At 62.6% G+C, this 13,029-nt stretch carries 16 protein-coding genes; 2 read left to right on the forward strand and 14 right to left on the reverse strand.

Going from position 1 to position 13,029, the window contains the following annotated elements:
• Positions 1 to 9: 9 nt before the first annotated feature.
• Positions 10 to 822 carry a MetQ/NlpA family ABC transporter substrate-binding protein gene (locus tag LDZ21_RS12550; protein ID WP_244793585.1) on the reverse strand — a complete coding sequence of 271 codons (813 nt, stop codon included), beginning with the start codon at positions 820 to 822 and terminating at the stop codon, positions 10 to 12.
• 188 nt (positions 823 to 1,010) lie between these two features.
• On the opposite strand from LDZ21_RS12550, the gene LDZ21_RS12555 reads away from it, so the two are divergent.
• A complete protein-coding gene (locus LDZ21_RS12555) occupies positions 1,011 to 1,307 on the forward strand; it encodes a YciI family protein (RefSeq protein WP_244793586.1) in 297 nt (98 codons plus the stop codon).
• A gap of 48 nt (positions 1,308 to 1,355) precedes the next feature.
• Here LDZ21_RS12555 and LDZ21_RS12560 read toward each other — a convergent pair whose 3' ends face one another.
• From LDZ21_RS12560 to LDZ21_RS12580, 5 genes are read right to left on the reverse strand one after another with little or no spacing between them, the layout of a single operon-like run.
• Positions 1,356 to 1,943 (reverse strand): SCO family protein, encoded by a 588-nt coding sequence (locus tag LDZ21_RS12560; protein ID WP_244793587.1) that lies wholly within the window; start codon positions 1,941 to 1,943, stop codon positions 1,356 to 1,358.
• Positions 1,940 to 2,845 carry a heme o synthase gene (gene cyoE / locus LDZ21_RS12565; protein ID WP_035961826.1) on the reverse strand — a complete coding sequence of 302 codons (906 nt, stop codon included), beginning with the start codon at positions 2,843 to 2,845 and terminating at the stop codon, positions 1,940 to 1,942. The genes LDZ21_RS12560 and cyoE overlap by 4 nt, the downstream gene beginning before the upstream one ends.
• Before the next feature lie 12 nt (positions 2,846 to 2,857).
• On the reverse strand, positions 2,858 to 3,970 hold the full coding sequence (locus LDZ21_RS12570) for a COX15/CtaA family protein (RefSeq protein WP_035961827.1): 1,113 nt from the start codon (positions 3,968 to 3,970) through the stop codon (positions 2,858 to 2,860).
• Positions 3,971 to 3,979: 9 nt separating this feature from the next.
• Complete coding sequence (locus LDZ21_RS12575) at positions 3,980 to 4,633, reverse strand: SCO family protein (RefSeq protein ID WP_244793588.1); 654 nt, start codon at positions 4,631 to 4,633, stop codon at positions 3,980 to 3,982.
• A 19-nt stretch (positions 4,634 to 4,652) separates the two neighbouring features.
• Complete coding sequence (locus LDZ21_RS12580) at positions 4,653 to 5,402, reverse strand: SURF1 family protein (protein ID WP_035961830.1); 750 nt, start codon at positions 5,400 to 5,402, stop codon at positions 4,653 to 4,655.
• A gap of 131 nt (positions 5,403 to 5,533) precedes the next feature.
• On the opposite strand from LDZ21_RS12580, the gene LDZ21_RS12585 reads away from it, so the two are divergent.
• Positions 5,534 to 5,743: a twin transmembrane helix small protein gene (locus tag LDZ21_RS12585; RefSeq protein WP_035961831.1), complete on the forward strand. Its 210-nt coding sequence runs from the start codon at positions 5,534 to 5,536 to the stop codon at positions 5,741 to 5,743.
• A 181-nt stretch (positions 5,744 to 5,924) separates the two neighbouring features.
• Here the strand turns inward: LDZ21_RS12585 and LDZ21_RS12590 are convergent, their stop codons facing one another.
• The 8 genes from LDZ21_RS12590 to LDZ21_RS12625 form a co-directional block, all read right to left on the reverse strand.
• On the reverse strand, positions 5,925 to 6,782 hold the full coding sequence (locus LDZ21_RS12590; protein ID WP_035961832.1) for a cytochrome c oxidase subunit 3: 858 nt from the start codon (positions 6,780 to 6,782) through the stop codon (positions 5,925 to 5,927).
• Positions 6,783 to 6,862: 80 nt separating this feature from the next.
• Positions 6,863 to 7,066 (reverse strand): DUF2970 domain-containing protein, encoded by a 204-nt coding sequence (locus LDZ21_RS12595; RefSeq protein WP_035961938.1) that lies wholly within the window; start codon positions 7,064 to 7,066, stop codon positions 6,863 to 6,865.
• Positions 7,067 to 7,071: 5 nt separating this feature from the next.
• On the reverse strand, positions 7,072 to 7,593 hold the full coding sequence (locus LDZ21_RS12600) for a cytochrome c oxidase assembly protein (RefSeq protein WP_244794844.1): 522 nt from the start codon (positions 7,591 to 7,593) through the stop codon (positions 7,072 to 7,074).
• 52 nt (positions 7,594 to 7,645) lie between these two features.
• Positions 7,646 to 7,786: a cytochrome oxidase small assembly protein gene (locus LDZ21_RS12605; RefSeq protein WP_035961835.1), complete on the reverse strand. Its 141-nt coding sequence runs from the start codon at positions 7,784 to 7,786 to the stop codon at positions 7,646 to 7,648.
• Positions 7,787 to 7,852: 66 nt separating this feature from the next.
• A complete protein-coding gene (gene ctaD, locus LDZ21_RS12610) occupies positions 7,853 to 9,466 on the reverse strand; it encodes a cytochrome c oxidase subunit I (protein ID WP_035961940.1) in 1,614 nt (537 codons plus the stop codon).
• Between the two features lie 92 nt (positions 9,467 to 9,558).
• Entirely contained in the window at positions 9,559 to 11,178 is a 1,620-nt protein-coding gene (coxB, locus tag LDZ21_RS12615) for a cytochrome c oxidase subunit II (protein ID WP_244793589.1), read from the reverse strand.
• A gap of 47 nt (positions 11,179 to 11,225) precedes the next feature.
• Positions 11,226 to 11,702 (reverse strand): DUF2244 domain-containing protein, encoded by a 477-nt coding sequence (locus LDZ21_RS12620; RefSeq protein WP_035961941.1) that lies wholly within the window; start codon positions 11,700 to 11,702, stop codon positions 11,226 to 11,228.
• A gap of 267 nt (positions 11,703 to 11,969) precedes the next feature.
• A complete protein-coding gene (locus LDZ21_RS12625; protein ID WP_244794845.1) occupies positions 11,970 to 12,956 on the reverse strand; it encodes a methyltransferase domain-containing protein in 987 nt (328 codons plus the stop codon).
• Between the last annotated feature and the right edge of the window lie 73 nt (positions 12,957 to 13,029).

The following is a 13,029-nucleotide window of genomic DNA, read 5'->3' on the forward strand; positions in this document are numbered from 1 at the left end:
TGCAGTTCGTTAGAACGAAGGCACGACAGAACCTTTGAACTCGTTCTTGAGGAACTGGCGCACGTCCTCGGACTGATACGCGGCGACCAGCTTCTTCACCCAGGGCTGGTCCTTGTCCTTCGCGCGGACCGCAATCAGGTTCGCATACGGGCTATGCACGTCTTCGAGCGCAATCGCGTCCTTCGTCGGCTGCAGGCCGGCGGCAAGCGCGAAGTTCGTGTTGATCGCGGCGGCGTCGACATCGGCGAGCGTGCGGGGCAGTTGCGCTGCATCGAGTTCGACCAGTTTGATCTTCTTCGGATTCTCGGCAACGTCGAGCGCAGTTGCGCTGTTGCCGTTCGCGCCGGCGCCGGCCTTCAGCTTGATGACGCCCTGCGACTGCAACAACAGAAGCGCGCGATTCTCGTTGGACGGATCGTTCGGCACCGCGACCTTCGCGCCTTGCGGCAGGTCCTTCAGCGACTTCAGCTTCTTCGAATACACGCCGAGCGGCGAAATGTACGTCAGCCCCGCGTTGACGATCTTGTATCCGCGCTGCTTGACCTGGCTATCGAGATACGGCTGATGCTGGAAGCTGTTGGCGTCGAGATCGCCGGCATCGAGCGCGGCGTTCGGTTGAACATAGTCGTTGAACTCGATCAACTTCACGTTCAGACCTTCGCGCTTGGCGACTTTCTGCACGACTTGCCAGATTTGTGCGTCGGGGCCGCTGATCGTGCCGACCTTGATGACCTTGTCGTCGGCATGGGCCGAGAAGCTCGTGACGAACGCCGCGGACGCCACGAAGGCGGCCACAGCTTTAAGCAAATTTCTGCGCTGCATGGTGTTCCTGTTTCGAATGCAAAATGACTGCGGGAGTGCTGTACCGGCTGTCGCACAAGGCGCGCGGCCGATGCGCGAATCTTCGCACAGCGTTGGCGGCTGCGGAAATACGGTTTGCTTATGTCCATATCCGCTGGCGGTGCGCCGTACAATCGAATGCACACAAACTTCGCCGAGGCTGCATCAGCATGTACGTGATCAATCTGCGATACACCGGCGCGCTCGCTGAAATCGACGATGCGCTCGAAGAACATCGGGCGTTTCTCGAACGCTATTTCGCCGCTGGCGTGTTCGTGATGGCGGGGCCGAAGGTGCCGCGCGACGGCGGCGTGATTATCGCGACGGGCGTAGATCGTGATCGGCTCGACGCGATCTTTGCCGAGGACCCGTTTGCCCGTCAGCAACTCGCACACTACGACATCACCGAGTTCAAGGCGACGCGTCTCGCGCCGGGGCTGAACCTGCCCGAGCCCTCGACGCCATGAAAAAAGCGGCCCACGGGCCGCTTCATGTTTCGCTTGCTGCCTGGCCGATCAGTCGATCAGCAGCTTGAGATCATGCACCCAGGGCTCCACGCCCTGCCCATCGCGTGCGAAAAGACGCAGCTTGCCGTCCTTGTCGAACACGTAGCTCGCGGCGGTGTGATCCATCGTGTAATCGGCAGGCGTCTTGCCCGCTGCCTTCCCGTAGTACACGCGAAAATCCTTGGCAACTTTCTGAAGCTGCGCGTCATCGGGGCGCAAGCCGATGTACGACGTGTTGAACGCCTTCACGTATTGCCCGAGCAAGTCCGGTGTGTCGCGTGCGGGATCGACCGTGACCATCAGCACTTGCACGTCTTTCGATTTGTCGCCGAGTTGCTGCATCGCCTGGGAAAGCTCCGCGAGCGTCGTCGGGCAGACATCGGGGCAATGCGTGTAGCCGAAGAACAGCACGACCGCCTTACCCTTGAAGTCCGCGAGCGTGCGCGTCTTGCCGGCGGTGTCGGGCAATGAGAAGTCGCTGCCGAACTGCTTGTTGCCGGTGATATCGAGGTTCTTGAAATCGGGCGCCTTGTCGCACGCGCACAGCAGCGCCGCGCATGCGAACAATGCGAAAAGGCGGCGAACAGCGGCCATCATGCGCCGATCACCGTGCGAACGTAGTGGTCGATCAGCAGGGCGGCGAAGAGCAGCGACAGATAGACGATCGAATAACGGAAAGCGCGGCGCGCGAGCGCGTCCGAATAAGCGCGATACAGCTTCCACGCATAGCCGAGGAAGATCGCGCCCAGCACGATCGCGCTCGCCAGATAGACGACGCCGCTCATGCCGGAGACGAAAGGCATCAGCGTGACGGCGAACAGCACGATGGTGTACAGAAAGATGTTCAGCAGCGTGTACTTTTCGCCGTGAGTTACGGGAAGCATCGGCAGGCCGGCGTTCTCGTAGTCCTTGCGGCGATACAGCGCGAGCGCCCAGAAATGCGGCGGCGTCCACACGAAGATGATCAGCACGAGAATCCAGGCGTCGCCGGGCACCGCGCCCGTTACGGCGGCCCATCCGAGCGCCGGCGGCATCGCGCCGGACGCGCCGCCGATCACGATGTTCTGCGGCGTGTAAGGCTTGAGCAGCAGCGTATAGATGACCGCGTAGCCGACGAAAGTCGCGACCGTAAGCCACATCGTCAGCGGATTGGTGAACCTGTAAAGCGTCCACATGCCGATGCCGCCGAGCACCGCCGAGAACATCAGAATCTGCGTGCTGGTGATCTGTCCGCGCGCCGACGGACGCCATGCGGTGCGACGCATCTTCGCATCGACTTTCTGCTCGACGAGGCAATTGATGGCGAATGCGCCAGCCGCGAGCAGCCAGATGCCGACCGCGCCGCCGATGAGTTTGGTCCACGGCACCATGCCGGGCGTCGACAGGAACATGCCGATGACCGCGCAGAAGACGGCCAGTTGCGTCACGCGCGGCTTGGTCAGCGCGATGTACTGCGAGACGCGGCTGCCGAGGGGGGAATTGAGTGTGGTGCTATCCATGGACATGGGCCATCACGCTGAAACGACGTCGCGCGCGGGAAGCGCGGCGCGGCCGGGACGGCTGGAAGAGATTCGAAAGTTTAGCATGACGAGCAGCAGCAACAGGACCGCCGCGCCGCCGTTATGAGCGACGGCCACCGGCAGCGGCCATTGCAGCACGATGTTCGACATGCCCGTCAGAAACTGAATGACGATCACGGCCAGCACGCCGTTCGCCGGCTTGCGCAGCGACTCGAAGCGGCGCAGCTTCGCGGCCAGCCACAGCAAATACAGCACGACGACGACCGCGAACGTGCGATGCGTCCAGTGAATCGCGACGAGCGCATCCTGCGAGATGACATCGCCTTCGCCGGTCATGCCGAGCGCGCGCCACAGGTGAAAACCGTGTTCGAAGTTCATCGGCGGAATCCATTGCCCGTTGCAGAGCGGAAAGTCGGTGCAGGCCAGCACAGCATAGTTCGTGCTCACCCAGCCGCCGAGCGCGATCTGTACGACCAGCAGCGCGAGTCCGAACACGGCGGCGGGCATCCAGCGCGCGGCGGTCGAATCGAGCGACGGAACCGGCGTCATGCGCGCCGCCAGCCAGCCGAGCACGCCCAGAAGCGCGAGGCCGAGCAGCAGGTGCGTCGTGACGATCACCGGCTGAAGCTTAAGCGTGACGGTCCACGCGCCGAATGCGCCTTGCAGGCAGATCAGCAGCAGAATGCCGGTCGGCCACCACGGCGAAACGTGCAGCGGACGGCGCTTGATGCGCGCGGTCCACGCGATGATCACCTGAGCGATGATCAGCACGCCGATCGCCATCGCGAAATAGCGATGCAACATCTCGATCCACGCCTTCACCATGCTGACGGGTCCGGTCGGCATGGCCTGATAGGCGGCGGAAATCTGTGCGTGCGCGATGAACGGCGACGACGTGCCGTAACAGCCCGGCCAGTCCGGGCAGCCGAGGCCGGAATCGGTCAGGCGCGTGAAGCCGCCGAACATGATCAGGTCGAGCGTCAGAAAAGTGGTGAGCCAGACGAGCTTTTTGAACTTGTCGTCATCGGCCTTCACCCAGACATAGGACAGCGGCAACAGCGCAATGCACAAGCCGATCAGTCCCAGTTGCAACACGAAACTCATAGTCCACCCTCAACCGATACGCGACCACTTCAACAGCTTCGCCACATCCGCGTTGATCTTCTTCGGATCGGGGTCCTTCGGGAAGCGCATCATCAAATTACCGTTCGGATCGACGAGAAAGATGTGATCCGTCAGCTTCGCGCCGTCCGCGACCGGCAGCCACTCGCCGACGGCGCGTGGATCGGCGATCAGCATGCGCGTGTCCGGCTGCGGATACGCCGTCTTGATGACGTCGGCGACGGGCTTGTCGTCCGTGCGCAGCCAGACGTTGACCACGCGGTCACGCTCCGCCGATTGCAGCACGCGCACTTGTCGCATGTAGTAGAGGCGCTTCACGCACTGTTCGTCGCAATCGCCGCTATTGACGGTGATCATCAGCCACTTGCCTTCGAGCGACTTGAACGGAAGCGTCTGGCCTTTTTCGTCCGTGACGACGAGTTGCGACGGAATCGGGCGCTGCGGATCGATGAGCTTGCCGTAGCTCGACGTGCCGCCTGCCGGCTTGAAGACGTAGTACATCAGGTACGACGCGATCACCGGCGCCGCGCAAACAAGCGCGAGCAGCACGAGCATCCAGCGGCCGTTGGTCCAGGAGCCCTTGGAGGGCGTGCGTTGCCGCGTGGGCGGCGTGTCTGCGGCGGTCGTGGGGCGTTGGGAAGGCATCGTTCGTATCGAAATGAATTCAGGCGTGATTTGCGGCTTCGTCGTCGTCGCGGGGATTGCGCGGTGCGTCGGTCTTCTTGGCGGCGCGGCGTGCGGCATACAGGCCGAAGCCCACGGCGGCGACGGCCATGCCCCACCACTGGAGCATGTAGCCGTAGTTGCGCTCGACGCCCAGCGTCGGCGCGGGCCAGTCGCGCACGAGCCGGTCGTGGGTGTCGTTCGTTTGCTGGATCACGAACGGCTGCAGCGCAAATCCCGTCTCGGCGGCGAACGCGGGAATGCTCAGGTTTTGCCGGATCTGCTGATGCGCCGCGGATCCACCCTTGCCCAGCTCGAACGCCTGCGACGGATTGGCGCGCGCAACGCCCTGAATATCGACGACGCCCTGCGGCGTCTCATAGCGTTCGATGCCAGTGCGATCGGCCAGATTGCGCGGCAGCCATCCGCGATTGACGAGCACGTAGCCGCCGCCCTCGAGTTTAAGCGGCATCACGACATAAAAGCCGGGCTGGTCGTTATACGGACGATTGTCCAGATACACGACGCGCTCGGGCATGAACTCGCCGCGCGCTTCCACGCGATGGAACTCGACCGATTTCAGCGGCATCGGATCGACGCCCACACGCTCTGCCGGCGCGTTCTCGAACGCGACGATACGCGCGTTGAGCGCCTCCTTCTGAAGCGCGCGATCGCGCTGCCAGAAGCCGAGACGCACGGTCACCGCCACGACGATAAGAATCAGGACCGTGGGCCAGAAACGGATTTTCATGCGCGACACGACCGCAGTGAAGCGTTGCGCGCCGCGCGGCGCGATGCGTCGAGTGAGATAATGAGATGACTCGTTTCCATACTGCTCAATGCGTTATCCGGGCAACTTGAGCAACATTGCCGGCTGGTTTCATGCACATTATCGTCGCCATCGCTTTCATTCTCATCCTCGGCAGCCTCGGTTCGGCGCTGTATTTCATGATGACCGACCGCGGCAAGACCAAGCGGATGGTGTGGTCGCTCGCCATGCGCGTCGGGCTGTCCATTTCCTTGTTCCTGTTCATCCTCTTCGCACACTGGATGGGCTGGATTCAATCGACGGGCATTCCCCTCGGACGATAACCCGCCGCAAAGGTTCTCCAACACAGGACCGATTGTCGCGGCGCGCGAATCTCTCGCGCGTTCCGTTTCCGTTTCCTCCCGCGCCGCAAAGCAAAACGCCGCCCCCGAAACCTGAGGGCGGCGCGAAATCACGGCTCGACTGCGGTTAGCGGGCGCACGAAGCCGCCCGCTGGAAACGCGCTTACAGCCAGTACACGACGACGTACAGCCCGAGCCAGACGACGTCGACAAAGTGCCAGTACCACGCGGCGCCTTCGAATGCGAAGTGGTGCTCCGCCGTGAAGTGTCCGCGCATCATGCGCACCAGCACGACCGCGAGCATCGTGCCGCCCAGGAACACGTGGAAGCCGTGGAAGCCGGTCAGCAGGAAGAACGTCGAGCCGTACACGCCGGACGCCAGCGTCAGGTTCAGTTCGTTGTACGCGTGGAAGTATTCGTAGCCCTGGCAGAACAGGAAGATCACGCCGAGCAGCACCGTCGCGGCGAGCCAGCCGATCGCCTTCCTGCGATGATCCTCACGCAGCGCATGGTGCGCCACCGTCAGCGTCGCGCCGGAAGTGAGCAGCAGCGCGGTGTTGATGGTCGGCAGCGGCCACGGCACCATCGCGCGGAAGTGCGGGACCAGCGCGGCAGGGCCATTGTTCGGCCACACGGCGGAGAAGTCCGGCCAGATCAGCTTGTAGTCGAGGCTGCCGAGTTCGTGCAATGCGATGGCTCGTGCATAGAACAGCGCACCGAAGAACGCACCGAAGAACATCACTTCGGAGAAGATGAACCAGCTCATGCTCCAGCGATACGACACGTCCACGCGCTTGCCGTACATGCCTCCTTCCGATTCGGAAATCGCGTCGCCGAACCAGTGCCACAGCACGAACAGCAGGAACAGCAGGCCGATCAGCGTCGTGAACGGCGCGAACGAATGACCGTTGATCCACGCCGCCAGCGAGGACAGCATCACCAGCAAGCCGCACGCAGCCAGAATCGGATGCCGTGACGGATGCGGCACGAAATAGTACGGGCTCTCGTTTTGACCGCTCATTGTTGATTCTCCACTTCGATCCAGTTGCTTGAATTTTTTGATGCCGCATCGCCGCGCTCACGCGCCGCGCGCTCGTCCGACTACCCGACCACCGCCCGCACGATCACCAGCAACAGCACGATGAACAGCACAGCACCGATCACGCCGGCCGCGATCAGATGCAACGGGTTCAACTGCGCCGCATCGTTTTCCAGGTCGGCCCGGCGCCGCACGCCGAAGAACGACCAGAACACCGCCTTCAGCAGCTTCACGAACCCGCCTTTGCGCGGCGTTGGGGAACTCATGGCGCTCACGTTCCCTTCGCGACCGACTTCGGCGCGTCCAGTTCGAAGAACGTGTAGGACAACGTGATCGTCTTCACGTCTTTCGGCAGCTTCGGATCGACGACGAACACCACCGGCATGCGCTTCGTCTCGTTCGGTGCGAGCGTCTGCTGAGTGAAGCAGAAGCATTCGATCTTCTTGAAATACTCGGTGGCCTGCTTCGGCGCATAACTCGGAATGGCTTGCGCCTTCACGGTACGGCTTTGTTCGTTGGTCACCTGATACATCACCGTCATCACTTCGCCTGGATGGATGTCCAGGCTCGACTGCTCCGGCTTGAACTGCAGCGGGCCGCGTGCGTTCGCATCCAGCTCGATGGAAACCGTGCGGCTCGCATCGACCTGCGTGTTCTTCGCCTCGCGCGCGCCGACGTCCCGCTGCACGAGATTGTTGATGCCGGTGATCTGGCAAATCGCGCGATACATCGGCACCAGCGCAAAGCCGAAGCCGAACATCATCGCGGCGACGACGAAGAGCTTGAAAAGCATCGACCGGTTGAACGAGCGGTCGACGCGCGAATCATCCTGCTGAGTGGACACGTTATCCTCGCGACAACAGGTATTGCCTGACGACGATACCCAGAAAAAAGACGGCGGCGATCAACACCATGACGAGGCCGAGCCGCTTGTTGCCCGCGCGGATTTCCTCGGGCGTGCGTCTTTTTTGTGGATTCGGGGCCATGCTTTCCTGAACTGACTGGCTGCAAGGCTTCGCTTCGAAGCCTTGCAGCACGATAAAACGGCTTACTTACTCGACCGTCGGCGGGTTCTCGAACGTATGGAACGGCGCCGGGCTCGGCACGGTCCATTCGAGGCCTTGCGCGCCGTCCCACGGCTTGTCGCCGGCCTTCTCGTGCTCGCCGCCGCCGCGGTACGTCGGCAGCGCGACCGCGAACAGGAAGTAGACCTGTGCGAGACCGAAACCGAACGCGCCGATCGTCGCGATCTGGTTGAAGTCCGTGAACTGCGCCGGGTAGTCCGCATAGCGGCGCGGCATGCCCGCGAGACCCAGGAAGTGCATCGGGAAGAACGTGACGTTGAAGGTGATCATCGACGCCCAGAAGTGAATCTTCCCGCGCATCTCGTTGTACATCCAGCCCGTCCACTTCGGCGACCAGTAGTACCAGCCCGAGAACAGCGCGAACAGCGAACCCGCCACTAGCACGTAGTGGAAGTGCGCGACCACGTAGTAGGTGCCGTGCATCTGGATATCGAGCGGCGCCATCGACAGGATCAGGCCCGTGAAGCCGCCCATCGTGAACACGAACAGGAAGCCGATCGCGAAGAGCATCGGGGTTTCGAAGGTCAGCGCACCGCGCCACATCGTCGCGACCCAGTTGAAGACCTTCACGCCCGTCGGCACGGCGATCAGCATCGTCGCGTACATGAAGAAGAGCTGGCCCGTCACCGGCATCCCGGTGGCGAACATGTGGTGCGCCCACACCATGAACGAGAGAATCGCGATCGATGCGGTTGCGTACACCATCGAGCTATAGCCGAACAGCGGCTTGCGCGAGAACGCCGGGATCACCTGCGACACGATCCCGAACGCCGGCAAGATCATGATGTACACCTCGGGGTGACCGAAGAACCAGAAGATGTGCTGGTACATGACCGGATCGCCGCCGCCCGCCGCGTTGAAGAACGACGTGCCGAAGTGACGGTCGAACAGCACCATCGTGATCGCGCCCGCCAGAACCGGCATCACGGCAATCAGCAGGTACGCGGTGATGAGCCACGTCCACGCGAACATCGGCATCTTCATCAGCGTCATGCCCGGCGCGCGCATGTTCAGAATCGTCACGACGATGTTGATGCCGCCCATGATCGACGACGCGCCCATGATGTGCACCGCGAAAATCGCGAAGTCCATGCCGGGGCCCATCTGCGTCGACAGCGGCGCGTAGAGCGTCCAGCCCGCGGCGGTCGCGCCGCCCGGTACGAAGAACGAGCCGACCAGCAGCACGGCGGCAACCGGCAGCAGCCAGAAGCTGAAGTTGTTCATCCGCGCGAACGCCATGTCCGATGCGCCGATCTGCAGCGGCACCATCCAGTTCGCGAAACCGACGAACGCCGGCATGATCGCGCCGAACACCATGATGAGGCCGTGCATGGTGGTGAGCTGGTTGAAGAACTCGGGGCGCATGATCTGCAGGCCCGGCTCGAACAGCTCGGCACGGATGCCGAGCGCCATCACGCCTCCGGAGAGGAACATGATGAACGAGAACAGCAGGTACAGCGTACCGATGTCCTTGTGGTTGGTGGCCCATAGCCACCTGCGCCAACCATGCGGCACCTCGTGCGCATGGTCGTCGTGCGCGTGGTCGTGACCCGCGGCTACATCGTGTCCGATGCTAGACATGACAATCATCTCCTAAAGCGAATACTCGTGGCACTTGGCTTCTCGACGCTTCTCCGTTGCCCAGGGCGAAGGAGAAGCGCGTGCGAGACATGTCAAGCAGCCGGACTGATTTCCACGCGGCGTGCTTCCTTCGCATCCGTGCCGCCCGTGACGGACTCGGGCTTCTTCAACACGATACGTTCTTCTGCCACGCCTGCCGCCTTCAGCGCATCGCGAACGGCTTGCGCGCGCTTCTTTGCGAGATCGGCGTTGAGGTCCGCGCCGCCGGTGGCATCCGTGAAGCCCGACAGCGCGATCTTCGCGTCCGGATGGGCCTTCGCGTACGCTGCCGCGGTCTGGACTGCATTGTTTGCGTCAGCGGGCAGCGTGCTCTTGCCCGTTTCGAAGTAGATGCTGGCCGGCAAGGCTGCAGCCTGAGCCGCTGGCGCGGCTTCGGCCGGCGCGCTCGCCTCCGCAGCTGCCGGAGCCGCAGCGCTCGCGGCTTCAGGCGCGGGTGCCGCTGCCGCTGCCGTCGTGCCGCCGCCTTCGGGCATCTTGCCGTTGCGGGCGTCGGCCACTTGCTTCGGCTGCAGCATGTCGCCTGCGTGGTTGCTCCACGAGTTGCGCTCGTAGGTCACGACCGATGCGATTTCGACGTCGTTCAGCGTGGTTTGCCACGGCGGCATGGCGCCCTTGCCGTGCAGCACGATGTTCACGTGCTCGGCGACCGGACCGTTCGCGATCTTGCTGCCGTCGATGGCCGGGAACTGGCCCGCGCCCTTGCCGGTCGGCTGGTGGCAGACCGCGCAGTTCGAAGCGTAGACCTGCGCGCCGCGCGTCTTCAGCTCGTCCATCGTGTAGGTCTTGTTGGGATCATCGGTGGAAGAAGCCATTTTCTTCTTCTGCGCATCGACCCACTTCGTGTAGTCGTCGGCGGACAGCACGTTGACGACGACCGGCATGTACGCGTGCTCCTTGCCGCACAGTTCCGTACAGAAGCCGCGATACACGCCCACCTTCTCCGCCTTGAACCACGTGTCGCGCACGAAGCCGGGAATCGCGTCCTGCTTCACGCCGAACGCCGGCACGTACCACGAGTGGACGACGTCGTTCGCGGTGGTGATGATGCGGATTTTCTTGTCGACCGGGACGACGAGCGGGTTATCGACTTCCTGCAGATAGAGATCGGAGATCGGCTCCTGGCCGTTCACCTGGCTGCGCGGCGTGGACAGCGTCGACAGGAAACTGATGCCTTCGCCCGGCCCCTTCACGTAGTCGTAGCCCCACTTCCACTGATAGCCGGTGACCTTCACTGTGAGGTCGGCGTTGGTCGTGTCCTTCATCGCGACGACGGCTTTCGTAGCCGGCAGCGCCATCAGAATGACGATGATGAACGGCACGATCGTCCAGATGATTTCGACCGTGGTGCTTTCGTGGAAATGCGCCGGCTTGAAACCCTTCGACTTGCGATGCTTCACGACCGAATAGAACATCACCCCGAACACGCCGAGGAAAATGACGGTACAGATGATGAGCATGAAGATATGGAGGCCGTAGAGCTCCTCGGCGATCTTCGTCACAGGCTGCTGGAAGTTGATTTCGTTCACAGCGGGACCGCCAGGACTGTCGTTGACCGCCAGGGCCACGCCGGCGTTCAGCAGTGCGCCTGCCGCCAGCACGCCCGCGAGGGCTCGCTTGATTGTTTTCATAGCATCCTTACCCAAAATTTCCATTCAAACCCTCGACCCCGTGGGCATCGCGCCTGGTTGCCCGTTCCTCTTCAGGCAAGGCGTCTCAGTGACGCCTGCAACTCGGCAGCAAACTGCCTGCGACGATGCTGTGCAAGGTGCAGTCCGATCTTCACCGATTGACCGCGCGACACGATCGTAAGCGGCTCTCTCGGCGTCGCACCCGCTTCGACCCGCACCCAGCGCGGGTTGAACTCGAACTGCGTCAGTACTTCGGCGTTCATCTGCTCGATCAACAACCGGTTTCGATACAGCCGGATTCTTTCGTAATCGACGGCGTGCCGCGCGTAAATTACGAACGCGACGGCCACGACCATCAACTCGACTCCGGTGAACGGCAGCACCAGCCAGGCGCCATTCAGAAAAAGCGGTGTCGCGATTGCCAGCGAAAACAGCGCAAGCGACAAATAGAAGCACACGAACTGACGCGGCGACACCGAGCAGTTGCGTTTCATCAGCCAGTCTTTCACGACCGGCTCGGACTCCGTCAGCGTTTGACTCGCCTGCATCGCCGCCTCCATCCATCCGCACGCAATGCCATACATTTGCTCGGATTTCGCCCAAATTTGTGTCAGTCCGGGCGACAAACTGACGCATTATAGGCGGGTTGGGTGGCATCCACAAGCAAGGGTCGTAGCGTCGCAAAGCCAAGCGGCACAAGCCTCTGCGCCCAATTGACGCAGTTCTTCACATGTCTTTTGCACGCTGATCCTTGACATAACAAGCGCCCTATTTACGGCAATCGCCGTGCCGTTCACCAGGTGCTCGACGGCTCCCTAGCGGCCGCGTTTCGGCCCCCGCCCTATATCTTCCAGCCGAACGATGCCATGTCCGTCCGCCGTCGTTCGCGGCACCGCTTTCCACGCGTGACCATAGATGACCTCGAAGGTCAGCGGAATCGTGCCGTCATCGCGGCGCAGCGCCTCGAGCGCCCGGTGAACCGCGCCACGCAAGGCTGCACCGGCAGCGCCGCCGGACTGTTCGGCATCCGCGCGCTCGAACGGATATGCGCCCCAGCGCGTCACATCCGCGAGCAGCGACTCGGGCGAACGATAGGTGATCGTCAGCACTTCCTGATCCATGACCGGAATCTCGAAACCGCTTTCGACGAGCATGTCGCCAAGATCGTGCATGTCGACAAAATCGATCGTGTGCGGCATCGGCGCGAGGCCCAGCGTGCGCTCGGCTTCGCGATACGCGGCGGCGAGTTCACGCAAGGTATCGGGACCGAAGGTGCTGAACATCAGCAGGCCGTTGACTTTCAGCACACGCTGCCATTCGGGCAACACGGCGTCCGGGCGCGAATGCCAGTGCAGCGCGAGGTTCGACCACAGCAGTTCGAATGCGCCGCCCGCGAACGGCAGCGCCGAGAAATCGGCCTGCGCCAGTTGCGGGCCACGCGCGCCGAAGGCCCGGGCGAGCGTCGATGGCAAGAAACGTCGCCAGCCTGCGCCGTTCTCCGCTTCCGCCGCTTCAGCGGCGCGGGCGCGCGCGAGCATCGCGGAAGAGATATCGACGCCGAGCACCGACGCCTCGGGAAAACGCTCCCTCAGACGCCCCAGATCCGAACCGGCGCCGCAGGCCGCATCGAGGACGCGCATCGGCGTAACCTTGATGTACTCCAGACGCTCGCGCATGCGATCCGCGATCTCACGCGGCAGGAACGCGACTTCGTCGAACGCGGCGGCGCGACGGTCGAAAATCGCGCGCAAACGACGCGGATCATAGGCCGGTCGGCTAGTTTTGGGGGACGTGGAGGACATGACGATCAGTTCGCGAAGAGTGCGAAGTATACTCGGTCGTCTCGAAATAGGCCCATGCGATGGCGGCTTCGGC

This window comes from Caballeronia grimmiae, from assembly GCF_022879615.1.
Lineage (GTDB): Bacteria > Pseudomonadota > Gammaproteobacteria > Burkholderiales > Burkholderiaceae > Caballeronia > Caballeronia grimmiae.